At 38.9% G+C, this 21459-nt stretch carries 17 protein-coding genes; 4 read left to right on the top strand and 13 right to left on the bottom strand.

The features are described 5' to 3' along the window. Positions 1-81: 81 nt before the first annotated feature. Entirely contained in the window at positions 82-1413 is a 1332-nt protein-coding gene (locus tag LMC10_RS05410) for an ISL3 family transposase (protein ID WP_229268889.1), read from the top strand. Positions 1414-1482: 69 nt separating this feature from the next. Here LMC10_RS05410 and whiA read toward each other — a convergent pair whose 3' ends face one another. The 13 genes from whiA to trxB form a co-directional block, all read right to left on the bottom strand. Continuing rightward, positions 1483-2424, bottom strand: coding sequence for a DNA-binding protein WhiA (gene whiA / locus LMC10_RS05415; RefSeq protein ID WP_065867871.1), 942 nt, complete (start codon positions 2422-2424; stop codon positions 1483-1485). 18 nt (positions 2425-2442) lie between these two features. Next, positions 2443-3429 (bottom strand): gluconeogenesis morphogenetic factor MgfK, encoded by a 987-nt coding sequence (locus LMC10_RS05420; protein WP_229269135.1) that lies wholly within the window; start codon positions 3427-3429, stop codon positions 2443-2445. Positions 3430-3444: 15 nt separating this feature from the next. After that, positions 3445-4317: an RNase adapter RapZ gene (gene rapZ, locus LMC10_RS05425; protein ID WP_324294054.1), complete on the bottom strand. Its 873-nt coding sequence runs from the start codon at positions 4315-4317 to the stop codon at positions 3445-3447. 108 nt (positions 4318-4425) lie between these two features. Beyond that, the gene (locus LMC10_RS05430; protein ID WP_229269137.1) at positions 4426-5757 is read right to left on the bottom strand and encodes an APC family permease; all 1332 of its coding nucleotides are present in this window, start codon (positions 5755-5757) and stop codon (positions 4426-4428) included. Between the two features lie 267 nt (positions 5758-6024). Continuing rightward, on the bottom strand, positions 6025-8889 hold the full coding sequence (gene uvrA / locus LMC10_RS05435; RefSeq protein ID WP_229269138.1) for an excinuclease ABC subunit UvrA: 2865 nt from the start codon (positions 8887-8889) through the stop codon (positions 6025-6027). Between the two features lie 15 nt (positions 8890-8904). Beyond that, positions 8905-10920, bottom strand: a complete 2016-nt coding sequence (uvrB, locus tag LMC10_RS05440) for an excinuclease ABC subunit UvrB (RefSeq protein WP_324294080.1) — start codon at positions 10918-10920, stop codon at positions 8905-8907. A gap of 221 nt (positions 10921-11141) precedes the next feature. Next, entirely contained in the window at positions 11142-11414 is a 273-nt protein-coding gene (locus LMC10_RS05445) for a hypothetical protein (protein WP_003670446.1), read from the bottom strand. Between the two features lie 105 nt (positions 11415-11519). Further along, positions 11520-12158 (bottom strand): YfbR-like 5'-deoxynucleotidase, encoded by a 639-nt coding sequence (locus LMC10_RS05450; protein ID WP_065532660.1) that lies wholly within the window; start codon positions 12156-12158, stop codon positions 11520-11522. A gap of 280 nt (positions 12159-12438) precedes the next feature. Then, a complete protein-coding gene (locus LMC10_RS05455) occupies positions 12439-14163 on the bottom strand; it encodes a phospho-sugar mutase (RefSeq protein WP_229269140.1) in 1725 nt (574 codons plus the stop codon). An 89-nt stretch (positions 14164-14252) separates the two neighbouring features. After that, the gene (locus LMC10_RS05460; protein ID WP_003670450.1) at positions 14253-14759 is read right to left on the bottom strand and encodes an acyl-CoA thioesterase; all 507 of its coding nucleotides are present in this window, start codon (positions 14757-14759) and stop codon (positions 14253-14255) included. A gap of 45 nt (positions 14760-14804) precedes the next feature. Continuing rightward, a complete protein-coding gene (locus LMC10_RS05465; protein WP_229269141.1) occupies positions 14805-15689 on the bottom strand; it encodes an amino acid ABC transporter substrate-binding protein in 885 nt (294 codons plus the stop codon). 258 nt (positions 15690-15947) lie between these two features. Further along, positions 15948-17117: an ArgE/DapE family deacylase gene (locus tag LMC10_RS05470; RefSeq protein ID WP_229269142.1), complete on the bottom strand. Its 1170-nt coding sequence runs from the start codon at positions 17115-17117 to the stop codon at positions 15948-15950. A gap of 93 nt (positions 17118-17210) precedes the next feature. Then, positions 17211-18143 (bottom strand): thioredoxin-disulfide reductase, encoded by a 933-nt coding sequence (gene trxB, locus LMC10_RS05475; RefSeq protein ID WP_134988613.1) that lies wholly within the window; start codon positions 18141-18143, stop codon positions 17211-17213. Between the two features lie 260 nt (positions 18144-18403). Here trxB and LMC10_RS05480 point away from each other — a divergent pair, with 260 nt between their 5' ends. Genes LMC10_RS05480 through LMC10_RS05490 form a run of 3 tightly spaced genes read left to right on the top strand, consistent with a single transcriptional unit; the run spans position 18404 to position 21422 of the window. Beyond that, positions 18404-19207 (top strand): (Fe-S)-binding protein, encoded by an 804-nt coding sequence (locus tag LMC10_RS05480; RefSeq protein WP_172468032.1) that lies wholly within the window; start codon positions 18404-18406, stop codon positions 19205-19207. Further along, complete coding sequence (locus tag LMC10_RS05485; RefSeq protein ID WP_229269143.1) at positions 19208-20695, top strand: LutB/LldF family L-lactate oxidation iron-sulfur protein; 1488 nt, start codon at positions 19208-19210, stop codon at positions 20693-20695. Next, positions 20688-21422: a LutC/YkgG family protein gene (locus tag LMC10_RS05490; RefSeq protein WP_229269144.1), complete on the top strand. Its 735-nt coding sequence runs from the start codon at positions 20688-20690 to the stop codon at positions 21420-21422. The genes LMC10_RS05485 and LMC10_RS05490 overlap by 8 nt, the downstream gene beginning before the upstream one ends. Positions 21423-21459 lie beyond the last annotated feature (37 nt).

Below are 21459 nucleotides of genomic sequence, written 5' to 3' on the forward strand. Positions count from 1 at the left end.
AGTGCTTTATTTGTTTAAAATTTAAAATAAAAAAGCGAAAGATGGTTGGACCCCGTCTTCGTTAAGAAAGGACCATCTTTCATGAACAATTCTATCAGAACTATCTTAGGAATTAAAGATCCCTATCTCAAACTAGATGAAAAGAACTTTGATAATCCAATTGAAGATCAACCTAATCAAATCATTGTCCATCTTATCCAAACTTATCCTATGCATTGCCCACGATGTGGACATTTAATGTGTAAGAATGGCTATAAAACAGTTAATTGCTTGGGACCAGAACTTCACTTTAAACCAACAATCTGGTCGATTAAAAAGCAAAAATATATCTGTAAAGCTTCCTCTTCTTGTCCTGAAGTAATTACTAAATTAGCGGCTGTTAGAGATATTAATTATCATGATCATATCTCTTTGGCGATAAAACAACGAGCCATGATGCTTCTGACGAAAAATGAATCACAAAGTGATTTAGCCAAAGAACTAAATGTCTCGAACTGGACAATTAGACGAGTCATTACAAACCTTGATCAATTCTTCAAACCTAACTATCATTGGTTGCCTCGCCATATTGCTTTTGATGATTTTAAATCTGGTCGCTTTGCGCCCAGTGGAATGAGTATGATTCTAATGAACATTGAAAATAAACGGACACTTGACATTATCCTGTCACGAAAAAATAGTTATTTGCGGAACTACTTTCTTCGATATGACCGTTCAGCACGCCTAGCAGTTCAAACAGTAACAGTTGACTTATACACTCCATATCGTCACTTAATTCATGAACTCTTCCCTCACGCTATAATTATCGCTGATCATTTTCACATCGTTGCTCAAGCGTATCGTGCATTAAATAAAATCAGGATTCAAGTAATGAATCGTGCTGGTGCTGCCACTCATGAGTGGCGTGCACTTAAGCATTTTTGGAAATTACTCTTAACACCTGCTAATGAGCTTAAATATAATAATTATTGGTCAAGACGTAACTTTAGTTACGCTCAATTAACCGATGTTGAAGTTATTCACCGTCTCCTAAGTTTTGATAATGAGTTAAAAAAAGCTTATGAATACTATCAAGACTTAATTATGGCGATTGCTCATCGTAGGAAGGAAGAATTAAAAAACTTACTCGTAATTAAATGGACACACCTTCCGCAAGCACTACAGAAAGTTCAGCGTACCCTTCGTAGTCATAAACAAGAAATCTATAATAGTTTCAAATATGACACCTATACAAACGGTCCTGTTGAAGGAACCAATAATAAAATTAAAGTTATTAAACGAACTGCTTATGGCTTTCGTAATTTCTTTAATTTCCGGATTAGAATTCTTCTTGCATTACCAAATACCTATATCGCAATAAATTGGCGAAATAAACAAACAGCTCATGCCAAAGTCCAGGCACAAGCTGCTTAGTAAAATTATTTTATTTTCTCATCAGTACTTCTTGACAAAGAGCCATTTTTTCTTATCCTCAAAGGTTTTTTATTGTTTAACCTGCGATGCACGCAACTCATCAGCATAAGCATTCAATTTACGTAAACGATGGTTAACACCCGACTTGGAAATCGGACCACCAGGAACCAATTCCCCTAATTCTTTTAGACTAACTTCTTGATGGGCTAATCGCGTTTCTGCAATTTCCCGCAACTTATCAGGTAAGCTGCTAAGACCTACTCGTGAATCAATAAATTCAATGTTTTCGATTTGGCGCGTTGACGCATTCGCAATCTTATTCAGGTTAGCATTTTCACAATTTACTAATCGATTAACTGAATTCCGCATATCTCGTACAATTCGAACATTCTCAAATTGAAGCATTGAATTAGTTGCACCAATTAATGACATAAAATCAGCAATTTTTTCCGCTTCTTTCAAGTAAACGATAAAACCACTACGGCGAGCGGTTGTTTGAGCATTCAAACCAAACTTGTTCATCATCTGAGCAATGATCTCATTATGTTCCTCATAAAGGGAGTATATCTCCAAGTGGTAGCGAGAAGTTTCAGGATTATTCACTGATCCCCCCGCTAAAAACGCACCCCTTAGATATGAACGGACCATCCATTCATCCTTAAGCAATTCTACGGGTACTTGTTCTTTAATTTGATAATTTTGTAAAATACCAAGATCATCTAAGACATGTTGTGCATGATAGCGTAAGCGAACTATATATTGGTTATTCTTTTTTAATTTCATTTTACGACGAACCACGATTTCACTTTCTACCCCGTAAAATTGTTTTAAAAGTGAATAGATTCGTCGCGCAATTGCCGGGTTTTCAGTCTGAACATTCAAAACTAATTGGTGGTCAGCAATGCCAATCGACCCGTTCATCCGAATAAGGGCCATCAATTCCGCCTTTGCATTATCCCGATGAACAGTAATTCCCGTTAATTCCTTCTTTACTTCGCTTGCATATGACATCTAGCATCAGTCTCCTAACTACTCGTGAACTTGGTGAAGTCGATTCATTAATTCTGCTACAACTTTATCGCGATCATGGAAGGCACCATTGTCTTTTAGCCGTAGAAAATTTGAACTAATTACACGACAATGCTGTGCTCGTAGCCCTTGGAAATCATGCTTAACTGGTTGAGAAATTTCATTCCATTCCTGAAAATCAAGATAATTTTCTGGAACAGGTTGAATATTGACTAAGACCGTATTAATAAAATTCTTCCCAAGGTGATGGTTTAATACCCGAACATGATCAGCATCTGTAAAGTTATCCGTTTCACCTTTTTGCGTCATAATATTGCAAATATAGACAACTTCAGCCTTACTTTCGCAAACAGCTTGCCCTACTTCAGAAATCATCAAGTTTGGCAGGATGCTAGTAAATAAGCTTCCAGGGCCAAGGACAATTTGATCTGCGTTCTTTATTGCTGTTATAACCTCTGACACAGGACGAGCAGGATGCCCATCATTATCTTTAGAAGGTGTTACCCAGACCCGTTTAATTTGCTTATGGGCGGCCGTAATTTCCGATTCGCCACTTAACTTTGTACCGTCTGTAAATTCAGCATTTAAAGTCAACGGCTCATTAGCAACAGGATAAATATGTCCATTAATCTTCATCATTTCTGATAACTCTTGAACAGCGGTAAAAATACCACCCTTCATTTCAGACAAAGCAGAAATAATTAAATTACCAATCGCATGCCCGGCAAAGAACTGGTCACTACTCTTAAAACGATATTGAAAAATATCAAGTTCGAGATCTGGTAATTCTGATAATGCCACTAAAACATTTCTAATATCACCAGGTGGAACCACATTAATATAGTTTCGTAAAATTCCTGAAGAACCACCATCATCAGCTACTGTTACAACTGCCGTAACATCAACGTTTTGATCTCGCAACCCGCGAAGGACAACCGGTAGACCAGTCCCTCCACCAATCACTACAATCTTTGGTTTATGCAACATAATTAAAACTCCTCTTTACTTTGCCTTCTCAATATCGCGATGGTAAGTATTTACTTTATATCCCTTTTCTTTTAAATCAGCAGATAATTTATTAGCAATAGTTACTGACCGATGTTGACCACCTGTACATCCAATTGCAATTGTTAGACTGCTCTTTCCTTCCTTAATGTAACCCGGAAGAGCAATCTCCAAGAGCGACCGTAAATGCTGGTAAAATTCTTTAGCCAGCGGACTCTGCATAACATAATTTTGAACAGCTGGATCATTTCCCGTTAAGTGCTTTAATTCTGGAATATAGAATGGATTAGGGAGGAAACGAACATCCATTACGATATCCGCATCAAGTGGCAACCCGTATTTAAACCCAAATGACATTACTTCAACATAAAAGTCATTGCCTTCACCTTGTCCGAATAATTTATTAAGCCTTAACTTTAGATTTCGTGGTGTCACATTAGTGGTATCAATTACTATATCTGCTTGACTCTTAAGATCTGTTGAAAGCTTCCGTTCTAATTCTACTCCATCAAGTATCCGACCTTGCGGAGATAAAGGATGAGAACGTCTTGTTTCCTTATAACGTGAAATTAATGTGACGTCATTAGCATCTAAGAAGAGTAGTTTCACATCTAAATCAGTCCGCTTTTTCAGTTTTTCAAAGTTTGGTAAAACCTCATCGTAAAATCCACGTGAACGCATATCCATTACCATGGCAATTTTATCAAACTCTCCCGAATCTTCTATCACATCAACAAAACGTTCTGCCAATCCAGGAAGCATGTTATCAATTACGAAATATCCTAAATCTTCTAAGCTATGAACGGCAACGGTTTTTCCCGCACCACTCATCCCTGTAATAATTACTACTTTTAATTTTTTATCTACCATCACTAGCTCCTCTTTTCGCATACAGCTACCCAACTATTCTATCACATCAAGCCGGGTGTGTCTTATTTAAGCAATAAAAAAGGCCAAGTCACGCTTAGCCTAAAAAAATTAATGCATCCGTCGTTGATCCATCCGTTTAACAATATATAAGATTGGTAATCCTACGATGACGATTCCGATAAAAAGAATTACACCAGCTGGATCATTCATAACTTCACTTACTAGGACAAAGATTCCACCAGCAATCGCAATAATTGGCACTAAGGGATAAAGTGGCGTGCTGAATGGGCGAGGTCCCTTATTTCTATGTCTTAAAATGAAGATCCCAAAGAATGCTAAAAGATAGAAACAATAAACAGTAAATACACACAAATCTGATAAGTGATCAGGGTCAAAGAAGAACATCATAATCGTTGCAAGAATGATAATAAACATCGTTGCGACTACTGGTGACTTCCCCTTTGGCGTGATATATGCGAGATAGCGTGAGAATGGCAAATCATGACGACGCGCCATTGCGTATACAATCCGGGGAAAAGTAATCATTTTCCCGTTTAAAGTCCCCATCATCGAAATAATAATTCCGGCTGACAGCAATTTTCCTCCAATTGCGCCAAAGGCTTTCACTGCTAAGTATGCAGTTGCATTTTCACCTAGCCGATGAATAGTATTAACAGGTAGGAACTTAAGAATCCCAACAGTAATTAAAGTATAAATAATAAGAACGGCAGTAATCCCTAAAATAATAGCTCGTGGCAATAATTTTTGGGGATTTTTCATTTCTCCCCCAAGGTTTGCAATCAAAATCCACCCATCATAACCAAATAAGGTTGCTAAAACTGCTACCCCAAAACCACCAGTTGATTGGTGAATTTCGGTAACTGTTTGACCAAAAGCATCTTGATGTCCCCAGAACAAACCAAAGATAATAATTGCCGCAATTGGAATCATTTTTCCGGCAGTCGTAATAATCGAAAAAATTGCCCCAACTTTATTTTCAAAAAGGTTCATTACGCCAATTGCAATCACCGTAATTACTGCTAAAGGTATCCGCCACTGGGAGCCTAAACCAAAGAAGTTTGCCATTAAAATACTCATAAATCCGGCAACTGAAGCAATAATTGCTGGTCCATAAACAATTACTTGCATCCAGCCAGCTAAAAATCCTAAAAGACGGCCATACAAGTTTTCAATATAGACATATAATCCCCCCGTATATGGCATTTGGGCACCAATTTCCGCCACTGTTAATCCACCAGTTAAAGTAATAATTCCTCCAAATACCCAGGCTGCAATTGCAAGCGTAGATGTACCAGCACTATCAAGAACAGATCCTTGTTTAAAGAATATCCCCGATCCAATAATTGTCCCAACAACAATCGAAATAGCGGACCAAAATCCAAGCGACCTTTTTAGTTCATCTGTTGGTTGTTGATTCATCATCATTCCTCCATTCTTAATATTAGGCAAAATAAAAACCCGGGTACCATCTATTAATGCAATTTGGTCACGCCAAATGATTAATAGAGAACCCGAGTCTGTATAAACCTATTGATTGGGTACACCAAAATCACTCAGCCTTAATAGAGTTAGAGGCTGAGGAGGAAGAAAATTGTTGATTCTGATTATTAAAAAATAACATTTCTTTTCCCTCGTTTCGTGTACTTTAATTTTTATTAGAATACCATTAGAAGAATTAGATTGCAACTACTTTTTTTGCTTGGCTTCTCGTTCTTCTGCCCATTTTTGATCACGTTCGAGCATCTCTTTTAAATATTTACCAGTGTAGCTTCCCTTTGCTTCTGCTACTTGCTCTGGTGTTCCGGTAGCGACAACATTACCTCCACCAGCTCCTCCTTCAGGGCCAAGGTCAATTAACCAGTCCGCTGATTTTACAACATCTAAATCATGTTCAATCACTAAAACAGTATTTCCCGCATCGACTAACCGCTGCAGGACAGCTAATAAGCGCTTGATATCATCCATGTGCAATCCAGTAGTTGGCTCATCTAAAATATAGAAGCTCTTACCGTGAGACTGCCGGTGAAGTTCAGCTGCTAATTTCATTCGTTGAGCTTCTCCACCTGAAAGAGTAGTTGCTGGTTGACCAAGGTGAACATAACCCAGCCCAACGTCTTCAATAGTTTGCAGTTTGCGCTTAATTTTTGGAATCGCACTAAAGAATTCAAGAGCTTCCGAAACAGTCATATTAAGGACCTCAGCAATATTCTTGCCCTTGTATTCAACTTCAAGTGTTTCAGAATTATAACGTGTTCCATGGCAAACTTCACATGGCACATAAACATCTGGCAAGAAATTCATCTCAATTTTAATAATTCCGTCCCCACGGCATGCTTCACAGCGTCCGCCCTTAACATTAAAGCTAAAACGCCCCTTTGTATAACCGCGCATTTTAGCTTGGTTGGTTTGAGCGAATAATTCACGGATGTCATCAAAGACTCCCGTATAAGTTGCAGGATTACTTCGTGGAGTACGACCAATTGGCGATTGATCAATATTGATAACTTTCTCAATATTTTCAACTCCACTAATTGACTTGTACTTACCAGGTTTTGCTGAATTATTATTCAATTTTTGTGCCAAGACCCTTTTGAGAATCATATTAACAAGGGTTGACTTCCCTGAACCAGAAACCCCCGTTACGCAAATAAACTCACCAAGTGGAAAATCAACTGTAATATCCTTTAAGTTATTTTCCGCCGCTCCTGTAATAGTAATTTTCTTACCGTTACCTTCTCGACGCTCTTGAGGTACTGGAATAAATTTTTTCCCTGATAAGTATTGGCCAGTTAATGATTTCCGTGATCGCATAATTTGCTTAGGAGTTCCGGCTGCCATCACTTGGCCTCCATTTTCACCAGCTCCAGGGCCAATATCAACAATGTAATCGGCCGCGCGCATTGTATCTTCATCATGTTCTACAACAACAAGGGTGTTACCAAGATCACGCATAGCCTTTAACGACTCAATCAAACGGTCATTATCTCGTTGATGAAGTCCAATTGACGGCTCATCAAGGACATACATTACTCCTGATAAATTAGAACCAATTTGGGTTGCTAATCGAATTCGCTGAGCTTCTCCCCCCGAAAGAGTTCGTGCTGAGCGACTTAAAGTTAGATATTCAACACCAACATTTTTCATAAAGGTTAATCGATCAATGATTTCTTTTAAAATCGGCTTAGCAATTTCATTTTTTTGTGCAGAAAGTTTGATGCCCTTAAAGAATTCAAGGGAATCACTAATTGATAAAGCGGAAACTTCACCGATATTTTGCCCATCAATCTTTACTGCTAAGGCCCGCTGGTTTAGCCGATAACCATGACAAACCGGACATGGAAGCTCAGTCATATACTTTCTCATTTGTTCCCTTGTAAAATCTGAGTTAGTCTCCCGGTATCGTCGACTAATATTGTTGATAACACCTTCAAATGGCACATCGACATCCCGAATGCCACCAAAGTCATTCTCATAATGGAAGTGGAATGGTGTTTCACCATTACCGTACAAAATCTGTTGTTGTTGCTTTTTAGGCAACTTATTGAAAGGAGTATCCATATCAATGCCAACCGACTTGCAGAATTGTTCTAACATTTGGGGATAGTATTGCGATGAGATTGGATTCCAGGGAACAATCGCCCCTTCTTTTAAAGTCTTTGTTCGGTCAGGAACTACTAAATCAATATCTACTTCAAGTTTCAATCCTAACCCTTCACATTCTGGACAAGCACCAGTAGGAGCATTAAAGGAGAATAACCGTGGCTCTAATTCACCAACTGTAAATCCACAAATGGGACAGGCATATTGTTCAGAAAATGGAATTGGATCTCCACCAATCACATCAGCAATTGCATAACCATCGCTTAAGCGGAGTGCCGATTCAAAGGAGTCAAATAACCGCGACCTAATTCCCTCTTTGATAATGATTCGATCAATCACGACATTAACCGTATGTTTTTTATTTTTATCTAATTCAGGGACTGAATCAAGGTCATAAGTTTCGCCATCTACTTGAACCCGGACAAATCCTTCACGCTTAATTGCCTCAAAGACTTTCTTTTGTGTGCCCTTTTTATCGCGAACAACTGGTGAAAGAATCTGCAGGCGTGTCCGTTCAGGCAACTCTAGTACCCGATCCACCATTTGTTCTGGTGACTGACTAGTAATTGGAATATTATCGTTCGGACAAATTGGTGTACCAACCCGTGCCCATAGTAAGCGGAGAAAATCGTTAATTTCAGTCACGGTTCCGACCGTTGAACGCGGATTATGGGATGTTGTTTTTTGGTCAATTGAAATTGCTGGAGATAGCCCGTCAATCGAATCTACATCTGGCTTATCCATCTGGCCTAAAAATTGCCGCGCATAAGCCGATAAACTTTCCACGTAGCGTCGTTGTCCTTCTGCATATAATGTATCAAAAGCTAAAGAACTCTTTCCAGAACCCGATAGGCCTGTTACAACGACTAACTTGTTTTTCGGAATAGTAATATCAATATTTTTTAGGTTATGAGCCCGTGCCCCATGAATTATGATCTTATCATTTGCCACGAAATAATCCCTCCTCTATTTTTTTGCTTTTGTCTTTAATTCCATTATCGTATCACGAAGCGTAGCAGCTTGTTCAAAGTCAAGGCGTTTAGCAGCAGAGCGCATTTGCTCTGTTAATTCATCAAGCATCTTTGCTTGGGCCTCTTTATCTAGCTTTGCAAAATCTTTGTCAGTAAATTCAGCACTGTTATCTACTTCAGCTTCATCCGTTGCTTTCTTAGTAACAGTAATTGCTTCTTGAATTGGCTTGATGATTGTATGCGGCGTAATGTGATGTTCTTCATTGTATTTCATCTGAATCGTCCGTCGCCGCTTTGTTTCATCCATTGCCTTTTGCATCGAGTCAGTCACGGTATCAGCATACATAATTACTGCCCCATTCTCATTCCGGGCCGCGCGACCAATCGTCTGAATAAGTGAACGTTCATTACGTAAAAAGCCTTCCTTATCGGCATCAAGAATGGCGACCAAGGATACTTCTGGAACGTCCAGCCCTTCCCGCAAGAGGTTAATTCCAACAAGAACATCAAATTTACCAAGACGGAGATCACGAATGATTTGCGTCCGCTCAAGAGTCTTAATATCACTATGAAGGTATTTGACCTTTAACCCCATATCCTTTAGATAATCAGTAAGGTCTTCGGACATCTTTTTCGTCAGGGTCGTAACAAAAACACGTTCATTCTTCTCAATACGTTTGTTAATTTCACCAACTAGGTCGTCAATCTGTCCCATTACCGGGCGAACCTCGACTGTTGGGTCAAGTAACCCAGTCGGTCGAATAATTTGCTGAGCAACGTGGTCTGTCTGTTCCATTTCATATGGGCCTGGGGTTGCAGACATATATACAACTTGATTAACATGTTGTTCAAATTCTGGTAGTTTTAATGGTCGATTGTCAAGAGCACTCGGTAAGCGGAACCCATAATCAATCAACATTTGTTTCCGCGCTCGGTCCCCGTTATACATTCCCCGTACTTGCGGCATAGTTTGGTGGGATTCATCAACAACTAATAAGAAATCTTTAGGGAAGAAATCTAATAAGGTATAGGGAGGTTCGCCGGGCTTTCGACCATCCATGTAACGCGAATAATTCTCAATTCCATTGGTATAGCCCATCTCACGCATCATTTCAATATCATAAGTTGTCCGTTGCTGAATCCGCTCTGCTTCAAGAAGCTTTCCCTCATCAGTAAACTTCTTTACTTGTTTCTTCATATCAGCTTCAATTTGCGGCAATGCTCGATCCATGACTTCTTCATTAGTCATAAAGTGAGTAGCTGGGAAGATAGAAACATGGTCCCGGTCACCAATCACTTCGCCTGTCAACGCATCAACTTCACGAATCCGATCAATCTCATCTCCAAAGAATTCAATCCGCAATGCCCGTTCATCACGCGATGCCGGAAAGATTTCAACTACATCACCACGAACGCGGAAACGTCCCCGTTGAAAATCAATATCATTGCGATCAAATTGAATATTTACAAGTTCGGTCAACAATCGATCACGTTCAATTTCTTGACCAACACGCAAAGAAAGGACACTATTTTGGTATTCTCGAGGATCCCCTAATCCAAAAATACTAGAAACAGAGGCAACGACAATTACATCATTTCGTTCCAATAAGGAAGTGGTTGCAGAGTGCCGCAGCTTATCAATTTCATCATTAATTGACGCATCTTTTTCAATATAAGTATCGCTTGATGGAACATATGCTTCCGGTTGATAGTAATCATAGTAGGAAACAAAATATTCAACCGCATTGTGAGGGAAGAATTTTTTCATTTCACCATAGAGCTGTCCAGCTAAAGTTTTATTATGGGAAAGAATCAAAGTTGGCTTATTAACATTGGCAATCACATTTGAGATTGTAAATGTTTTTCCTGTTCCTGTTGCTCCTAATAAGATTTGAGCTTTTTCACCATCTTCAATCCCCTTTGTCAATTGATTAATTGCTTGGGGCTGATCGCCGGTTGGTTTGTACTCTGATACTAGTTCAAATTTTTTATCTGGTTGCCGGTAAATCAAAAGAAATTCCTCCCTTACGTCGCAGTTAAATAAAATAAAGTGGAATCGCAACTTCATAAATTACCGCATCCCACTTATCACTAACTATTTATTATTTACTGTTATTAGTTTATCACCCAAACATGTATTCGTCTATAAATTTACAGTAAAAAAGTGAGTAGAAACCAATCTCTCCAAACAAGACCATTTTCACTCACTTCTTAAAATATTTTATTTATCGTTTAATTGTGCCGAAAGTAACCAAAGTAAAATTGTAAGCCCGCGGCAACAACATTAATCCAATTCAAACAAATAAACCACGGAACAAGATTAGCATTATCAAAATGGGTTACTCCATAAAATACGGAAAAACCACCAATAATCGCAATAAGATTAAGCCAAGCACAAAGACGCCGCATCACAATGTCTCTTGGGCGACTCAATTCCCAGATAATATCAACGATTAACCATAATACTAAAATTGCAAATGTTCCTGCAAATAAACTTGGTGTCATCCTTGCCGCCTCCTTTTACCTTGTTAGTTTTTACCTTCTACTTCTATTATAAGAAAGCGTTTGCAAAAATCAACTATTTGATAAAAGGAAGTCTAAAAGCATAAATTATTGTTGAATAATTTGCGTAGTAATAATCGCTAATTGGTTTTTCGCATTACTATCTGCATTATCTTTTAATAATTCTGGCAAAATCTTCTTAAGGAAATACTGGACACTGGCCATATCACGAAAATCCATAATTGCTGTCAGGCTCGACTTATAAATATCCATATAAACTGGTTCAGGATTACCCTTTTGAATTTCGCCAAATGATTCATACATGAGATCAATCTTATCAGCAACTGCAAGGATTTTACCTTCTAAAGTATCATCTTTCCCTTCCGCAAATCGGCGTTCATAAGCTGCCCGGAACTCAGCCGGAATTTCAGATTGAATAAAGTTTTCTGTTAATGATTTATCAACCCGCGCCAGCATTGAGCGCAATTCAGGAGTAGCATACTTTACCGGCGTTTTGATGTCACCAATAAAGCGCTCTGTATAGTCATGATTAAGAGCTTTTTCATATAAAGAACGCCAATCAATTTCATTTCCGGCTTGTTCTTCAATATCACCAAGCATTTGGGCTGCTTGCGTTACTTTAAATGAATGGGCAGCCACATTGTGTTCTTCAAATTTAAAATATCCTGGAGCACGGTTAATCATTTCGAGGTCACTTAAACTTTTCAGATATTCATGCATTCCCATGATGAATTCCTCCCAAAAAATAATTAATTTGTACAATCATACAATTTTTTGGCGAAATTTCAAGAAAGGTGAGGGGAAATTTAGTCTTATTGACATCCCCGATATCGTATATAAAAACAGAGAGCGAGACAGAAGTCACTTGTGACTTCGTTTTCGAGCCCCTGCAAGCAACAATAGGCCTCTAACGTTCGGTTTTGCCGGACGTTAGAGGCCATTGTTGTACTGCGTATTTGCTTTTTTATGAAAGTAACTTAACTTATGTCACAGTCCCTCTCAGTTATTATTCAGCAAACTCTTGTAAAGCTTTTTCAAAATCAGCTAATTTTTCATTTGCTTTATCTAAGGTATCAGCACTTGTACCAATGTAGAACTTAAGCTTTGGTTCAGTTCCCGATGGACGAATAGCAATCCAAGTATCATCATCAAGAATGTAACGTAATACATTTGATTCTGGGATACCTAATTCACTTACTTTGCCATCAGCTGTAGTTTTAGTCCCATTAGCGAAATCTTCAGTAACTACTACTTGATGACCTGCAAAATGAGTTGGGGCTTCTTCTCTGAACTTCTTCATTAAAGCCTTAATCTTAGCTGGACCATCAATACCAGCATAAGTATTAGCAATTGTCTTTTCACGGAAGTAACCGTATTTCTTAAACAATTCTTGTAAGCCATCATAAAGGGTCATGTTACGACTACGGTAATAAGCAGCAACCTCAGCAAGTAACGTTAAGGATTGGATGGCATCCTTGTCACGAACAAATGGCTTAATAAGGTAACCATAGCTTTCTTCAAAACCGAACATAAAGGTATGATCAGCTTTGCCAGTTTCATATTGATGAATTTGGTCAGCAATCCACTTGAAACCAGTTAAAACATTGATCATCTCAACGCCGTAGCTTTCTGCAATCTTAGCAGCGAAGTTAGTAGAAACAATTGATTTTACCGCAGCAGCATTCTTTGGTAAGGTTCCCGCTTGTTTATGCGCTTCGAGAATGTAGGCAAGCATGATAGAAGCAATTTGATTACCAGTTAGCAATTGATATTCACCATCTGGTTGACGAACTGCACATCCAAGCCGGTCAGCATCAGGGTCCGTAGCGATCAACACATCTGCACCAACCTTTTTACCAAGGGCAATGGAACGAACAAATGCTTCTGGGAATTCTGGATTAGGATGTTCCAACCCAGGGAAGTCACCATTCGGTTGTGCTTCAGTTGGTTCCATTTCATAATTTGTAAAACCAGCTTGACGCAATGCTCGTTCACCAAGCATTCGACCAGTTCCGCATAATGGGGTAAAAACAAACTTCATATCTTTACCGTATTCCTTAGCTAATTCAGGGTTAACAGTTACGCCTTTAGCATTAGCAAGATATGCAGCATCAACATCTTCACCCATAATTGTTTCCAAACCATTGTCTAGCATTTCTTGTTCATCAGCTAAAGCAATGTCAAAAATATCATCAATCTTACGGATGTAACCTGTCATCATGTCAGATTCTTTAGGTGGCATCTGTCCGCCATCTTCACCGTAAATCTTGTAACCATTGTATTCCTTAGGGTTATGACTAGCGGTAATCATGATCCCTGCATAAGTTCCCATGTGACGAACTGCAAATGACAATTCAGGTGTTGGGCGTAAATTGTCATAGATGTAAACCTTAATCCCATGAGCACCTAATACACGAGCAGCATCATGAGCAAATTTACGGGAGTTGTGCCGAGAATCGTAACCAATAGCGACTCCTCGTTTTTTAATATCATCACCCAATGAATCCATTAAAGTTGCCAAACCTTCAGTTGCTTGACGGACAGTGTAAACATTCATCCGGTTAATTCCTGGTCCCATTAGTCCCCGCATTCCTGCAGTTCCGAATGATAGTGGACCGTAAAAGGCATCTTCAATTTCTTTATCGTCGCTCATTGCAGCTAATTCTTGCTTTAAGTCTGGTTCAAGATCTGTTCGTTCTTGCCAAACCTTATAAGTATCTTTCCAGCTCACAATAATGTCTCCTTTATGTCATACTCTGCTTTTTAGTATACCGCATAAAATGCTATCTGTCGCTTTTTACTTAAAAATTTACTAAAGTTTTACCATGGCTTGGAAATTGAAATATGAGGCAGAAATTCTTGCTGTTTTTGCCGTTGAATTTGACGTTGCTTAACACGTTGAGAATATGTTGCCATTAACGTCTTTTGCTCTTCAGTTTCTGGAATTAATTTATTAAATGCCGTTTGTTTTTCAGGATCAAGAATTACAAAAGTCATAAAACAATAAAAGCCGAGGAAACGTTCACCGGTCATCAAGTGCTCGCCAATTACTTTTGTAAACACTTCAATGGATCGCTTCCCAAAGCCGGTAACGTATGCCTCCATACACATTGAATCTTGAAGGTCAAATGGTCGCAGAAATTGGATCTCATCCATTGACACTGTTGCAACTGTTGTCCGAGCTACTCGCATTGCTGCTACTGAGGCTTGCCCATCAATCAATTCCAAGATTCGTCCCCCGTATACTGTCCCGTGTTCGTTTAAATCTGAATTACGAATCCGATGAATTGACACCGCTAATGTATCATTACATTTGATTGCACCCATTAAAAAACCTCCTTAGTTCTTGTTGTATTAAATTTTAGCAAATCATTAACGATTATTGTTGGATTTTTGAAATTCAGCAACCGGTCCCAAATAATTACTATTAATTCCTAGCCATTTTTTATTAATCCGTCGTAAGGTACCATCCTTTTGAAGAACCCCAAGAGCGTAGTTAATTTTCTTAATAAGCGTCCGGTCCCCCTTCCTCATTCCAATCGCAACCCGGTCTGCAGGATATTTCGTTGCTGGAATCAATTTATAATTATTGCTATTAGCAATGTGGGTAGCGTAATAGCCTGCATAGACAGTGCCGGCAAGTACTCCTTGTGTACGGCCTGCTTGCAGATCCATGAAAGCACTCGAGTTATCTTGATAAAGAATTGGCTTTTGTCCTTTAACTAGTTTCTTCAATACTTGGGGATATTTGTCAAAATCTGTTTGGGCGGTTGAGCTTTCTTGAATCCCCAACGTTTTTCCTTTCATATCCGCGAAATTTTTAATTTTACTATCTTTTCGTACCACTAATGATTGGCCAGATAGCTCATAAACTCTGCTAAATGCAATTCGTTTTTGTCGGGATGGAGTAGCTGTATAACCGTTCCAAATACAATCAATTGTGCCATTTTTTAATTCGGTTTCCTTCATTGACCAATCAATTGACTGAAAATCAGCTTTTAATCCTAAAACTTTCGCAACTGCGCGAGATAAATCAACATCATAACCAACCAATTGACCGTTCTTTTTTCGAAAATCCATCGGAACAAAGGTATCATCAACCCCGATAAGTAATGTTCCTCGCTTCTTTATTCTTTCCCACGTATCTGTGTGGTTCGCCCGGTAATTCTCATTTTGAATCTTAAAGCCACTTGCAAAAACAATTAAAGGTAAAAGCAATATTAAAACTAATCCGAAATTAATTATCTTTTTCTTCATACGTATCTTCTCCTTTATCAAAAAACGCCCCTTGAAGAATAAATCTTCAAAGGACGTATTTAGTATGCGTGGTGCCACCTTTTTTCACAGCTACCTCACAGCAACTGCCTCATTAAGTTCAGTCATTTGCGACGAAACTCTTTGTGATAACGGGTGACTCCCGGATTCTTCTTTCAGTCAAAAAATCTTTACTCCCAGGTGTGATTCATTAGCATAAAAGCTCCTTTTCCACCAGCCGGAGTCTCTTTACGGTCATGCTTAACTACTAGCCTGTTCATCGTCTTTAGTATTATTCAAATATTGTTTAGCAATTTCAACGTAAGCTTGCTGAGCAGTTAAATAATCATCAAGCGCAATACGTTCATCAATTTGGTGTGATAACTTTTCATTTCCAGGTCCATATTCGATTATCGGAAATTGATGATTATCTAAAACATACCGAGACGCATCAGTCGCACCATGAGAAACAACTACTTGGGGTTGCTTTCCGCTAATTTTTTTAATTGCCGTTTGAGCAAGTTTAATAAAGCGGTCTTGCTTATTCGTAACAACTGGCATAAAACTAGCAACTATCTTCAGTTTTAATTCAACCCCTGTCTCCTTGCTTAATTCATCAATAATTGATTGTAGTCTTTTTTCTGTTTCCCGATTATCACATTCTGGAATCGTGCGAACATTTCCCTTCAAATATGCGTAATCAGGAATTGAGTTTAACTGGTCACCACCATGAAAGACAGTCACACTATGAATTAATTTTCCTAGGGTGGGACTTACTGCTGCATCGTCAAACGCCTTTGATTCTTTATTGATAAATTTCACTAGATTTGTAACAGCATTTACCCCTAATTCCGGCTGCGAACTATGAGCCAATTTCCCATGAGATTCAACAATATAATCAAAGGAGCCACAGTGAGCATATTCAATTTGACCAGTAGTTGCTTCCCCAATTACCATTGCGTCAACATCATGAACGTACCCTTTATCAGTCATTTCCAGAGAACCTTGACCACCAACTTCTTCATCAACAGTGGCAATCAAGCGAACCTTTCCATGTTTTGGCAAACCTGCTTCTTTAAGCTCAATTAAAGCACCCACCATAGCTGCCAATCCCGACTTCATATCAACTGCTCCCCGACCATAGATTTTACCGTCTACTAATTGGCCAGCAAATGGCGGATATGTCCATTTTTGGAAATCACCTGCAGCTACCGTATCTAAGTGTCCAGAAAGAGCGAGTACCGGCCCCTTTTCATCACCAACTTCCGCAATTAGATTGGTGCGGTTGGGTGCGAAAGGAACTAATTCACAGGAAATATGATGATCTTCTAAGACCCTTTTAATATAACTTGCTTCGTCCTTTTCGTTACCATTTACTGTATCAATCTGAATTAACTTCTGTAATAATTTTATTTTTTCATCATTTTCCAATGGTAATCGCCCTCCTTTTCTAACTAAATTTTAATCAAAACTATACCACTAAATAAAAAAAGATGCTAGAGCTTTTCTCTAACACCTTTTTTATTAATCCATCGATTTAATGTATTGGTAAACTTGCTGGCCAGCAATCGCTCCATCACCAACAGCTGTTGCAACCTGTCGTAATGGTGTTTCACGAACGTCCCCAATGGCAAAAATACCTGGTACTGCTGTCCGCATTCGCTCATCAGTCTTTACCCAGCCTTGATCATCAAGAATATCTAAATTCTTAAAAGCAGCTGTCATTGGGAAATTACCAACATAAATGAAGACACCATCTGCAGCCATTTCACCATCTTCACCAGTCTTATTATTATGAGTTTTAACACCTGTTACTTTAATATCATCCCCAACAATTTCAGTCACACTAGTGTTATAAACAAACTCAATCTTGTCATTATTCATCGCTTCTGCTTGAATAATTGGTTCAGCCCGGAGCTCATCACGACGAACAAGCACTGTTACTTTGGAAGCTAATTGCGTTAAGTAAACTCCCTCTTCAACAGCCGCATCACCACCGCCAACAACGATTAAATGCTTTCCTTTAAAGAAGGCTCCATCACAAACTGCACAGTATGAAACACCACGGCCACCAAATTCTTCTTCTCCTGGAACATTGAGGTGGCGCTGATCAGATCCAGTAGCGATAACAACCGCCTTTGCAGTATATGTTTCATCCATGTCAGTAGTGATCTTCTTTAAGTCACCATCAAGTTCTACTTTAGTTACTGTTCCATAAGCATATTCTGCGCCAAACTGAGTTGCACCTTCATACATTTGTTGGGCAAGTTCAGGGCCCTTAACACTCTTGAATCCTGTGTAATTTTCAATTTCAGCAGTATTATTCAAGTTTCCGCCGTAAATTCCACGATCAAGCATCAAGACAGATAGGTTTGCACGTGAGGCATACATTGCCGCGGTCATTCCACCTGGCCCAGCACCAATAATTACAACATCATATTGCTTACTTTCAGCCATTTCTCTCTTCCTCCTCGAACAATTTTTACTATCCATATCATACCGACTTTGAATCTTTTTGTCTATCATTTTGCTTACTTTTTATCAGTGGTATTCCTTGTCGAACTATAACTAATATTATTATTTTATATATTATTTTGAAACAATTAAATCGTTTTCAATCCTAATATTATCACATTTGCGTTATACTTATTATGATAAGCGATTATATTTTTTCGATTTTTAAGGAGGCGAAGTGCATCCAATTAATGCACGCATGTATGAAAGTCTGTATTTTTTCTACCTGTATTGTTGATCTGCTTTATCCAGATGTCGGAAAGGCAACGGTTGAACTTCTCCAACGTTTTGGCTGCGAAACATTTTTCCCCGATAAACAAATTTGCTGCGGACAACCAACTTATAATAGCGGTTATGATCGTGAAACAATTGCTACATTTAAAAATCAACTCGATGCCCTTTTAAGTATTGACGCCGATTATATTGTTGGGCCTTCTGGATCATGTGTTGCCATGCTTCATGAATACAAGAACATTTTCAAAGATGATCCAGAGTATTCGAAGAAAGCACAAGCCCTTTATGATAAATCTTTTGAACTAACGCAATTTATTTACCGGGTTCTCGGTATTCTTGATTGTGGTGCAGAACTAGATGATACGGCAACCTTTCACCGTTCTTGCCACATGACCCGTCTTCTTGGTGAACGGACAGCCCCCATCGTTCTACTTGAACATGTTAAAGGACTTGAGCTTATTCCCCTTCATAACATTCAATTATGTTGTGGCTTTGGTGGAACATTCTCTGCTAAAGAACCCCTTCTCTCTGAAGCGATGGTTGATGATAAAGCAAATAATGTTTTGAAGACGAAAGCACATATTCTTATTGCTTGTGAGCAAACATGTTTAATGAATATTGGTGGACGAATTAACCGTCGCCGTGATGGCTCTCATATTACAATTATGCACATTGCTGAGGTCCTTAATCATAACGTTGATACTAGTCGGATCACGTATGTCAAAGATACGGATCATGTAATGGTACCAGCAAACGGAAACGGGGTGTTTTAGATGGGAATAGCAACAAGCGATAAGCCTTTTACGGAACGAATTAAAGACGCAGAAGCCGATAAATTTATGCGAGCATCGGTTGCTAAAGCACAAGACGCTCAATTTCAAAAACGAACTGAAGCACGGCGTCAATTAGGACACTGGGAAGGCTGGCGTGATCTTTCTGCTGAAATTCGTCAACACGTCATTAAGCATCTCCCTGATTATCTTGAAGAATTTAGCGATAATGTTCAAAAAAATGGTGGTCATGTTTTCTTTGCCAAGGATGGTGACGAAGCAAGTGCCTTTATCAAACAATTGGCAATAAAGAAAAACGTTCACCATGTTGTTAAATCTAAGTCAATGGTGACTACTGAAATTGGATTGGATAAAGAATTACTCACAATTCCCGGACTTTCATTAATGGAAACAGATTTAGCTGAATTTATTTTGCAAGAAGATAATTGGGATGAACCAACACATATTGTTTTCCCCACTCTGCATAAAAACCGCAATCAAATTCAAAAAGTATTTGAAAAACTTGGCTATGACGGTGACAATGATCCTGAACATATGGCTAGGTTTGTACGTCACTATCTCCGTAATTACTTTATGCAAGCAGACTTTGGCATTACTGGCTGTAACTTTGCTATCGCTGATAATGGAATGATTAACCTTGTTACCAACGAAGGAAATGCCGATATTAGTATGGCCATTCCTAAAACCCAGGTTGTAGTCATGGGGATGGAACGAATTGTACCAAGTTTGAAAGAAGCAGAAGTCCTCGACAATGTTTTATGTCGAAGTGCAGTTGGTCAAAAACTAACTAGTTACTGTACTTTCTCAAAAGGTAAAGAAGCGGACGAGGCAGATGGACCGGATGACTTCTATGTTGTAATAGTCGATAATGGTCGTTCTAAGATGCTTAACACTGACTTTGAACCAATGCTGCAATGTATTCGTTGTGGTTCTTGCTTAAACGTTTGCCCCGTCTACCGGCAAGTCGGTGGAAAGGGCTATGGATCGATTTATCCTGGACCAATGGGTGAAGTACTTTCACCAATTTTAGGTGGTTATCAAGAATTTAAAGAATTACCATATGCATGTAGTCTATGTGCTGCTTGTACAGAAACTTGTCCTGTTAAAATTCCCCTTCATGAGTTAATCCGTCATCACCGTTATGTGGAAATGGATGAGCTTCATTTAGATCACAGTCCTTCGAATGCTCTTTTGAAGGCAGTTGGTAAAGGTACCAGCTCCCCTACGCTTTTTAATGATGCGATGCGTTTTGCCCATGTTGCCCTTGAGCCATTTGGCAAGAAGATAACTCCTGAAGACATTAAGAACCTTTATCCAGATGGTAAAATTAACCACCTTCCCGCAATTGCTCCTAAACTAGCTCATGGCTGGGTAGATGTTCGTGATCTTGCTGTTCCGCCGAAGTACCACCAAAACTTCCGGCATTGGTATCGTCATTACGAAGAAGAGGAGGAGCAGAAAAATGACTGATTACTTACAAGAAGCAAACACTACTAAGAATCAAGAAGACTTCTTAAATCGAATTGCAAAGGCTGCCAATCGTCCTCGCCATACGCTTGGTGAAGATCCATTTGTCCCCGTTAATGATCTTCCAGAAACTACCCTTGCTGGAAAAAGTCAAGATGAACTTCTTGAACTTGCGCGCAAAAATAGCGAAGAAGTTCATGTTGATTTCCATGTTGTTAAATCAGCCGATCTTGGCCACACTCTTAATGATTTTATCCAAGAAAAGGAGATTAAAAGTTTAATGCTTCCCTCCTTTGATGAAGAGAAATGGCAAGATTATTCATTGGGGAGATGGCAAGATAATTTACGAGTAGATCCTATTTACTATTGGGAACCTGAATTTGGGCGGCAAAACATTATAAATGCAAATAACAGTGATGGAGCAATTGGCTTTGCGGACTTTCTATTAGCTGAGTCAGGGACCGTAACAGTTGCGACCTCCCCACAACAAGGACGGATGTTTCATTTTCTTCCAACTCATTACTTAGCTATTGTGCCAAAAAGCAAAATTTTACCACGTTCACGGCAAGCAATGGATTATTATCAAAAAGCAATTCAGAATGGTAGTTTACAAACATCAAACATCAACTTTATTACTGGTCCATCCAATTCTGGTGATATTGAAATGGTGTTAATCGTTGGTGTTCACGGCCCACTTGATATGGAATATGTAGTTGTTGAAGATATGTAAAAAAATAAACCTTCAAGATTCCTATAACGAATCTTGA

The organism is Limosilactobacillus reuteri subsp. simiae (assembly GCF_020784875.1).
In the GTDB taxonomy this organism is placed as follows: Bacteria; Bacillota; Bacilli; order Lactobacillales; family Lactobacillaceae; genus Limosilactobacillus; species Limosilactobacillus reuteri_H.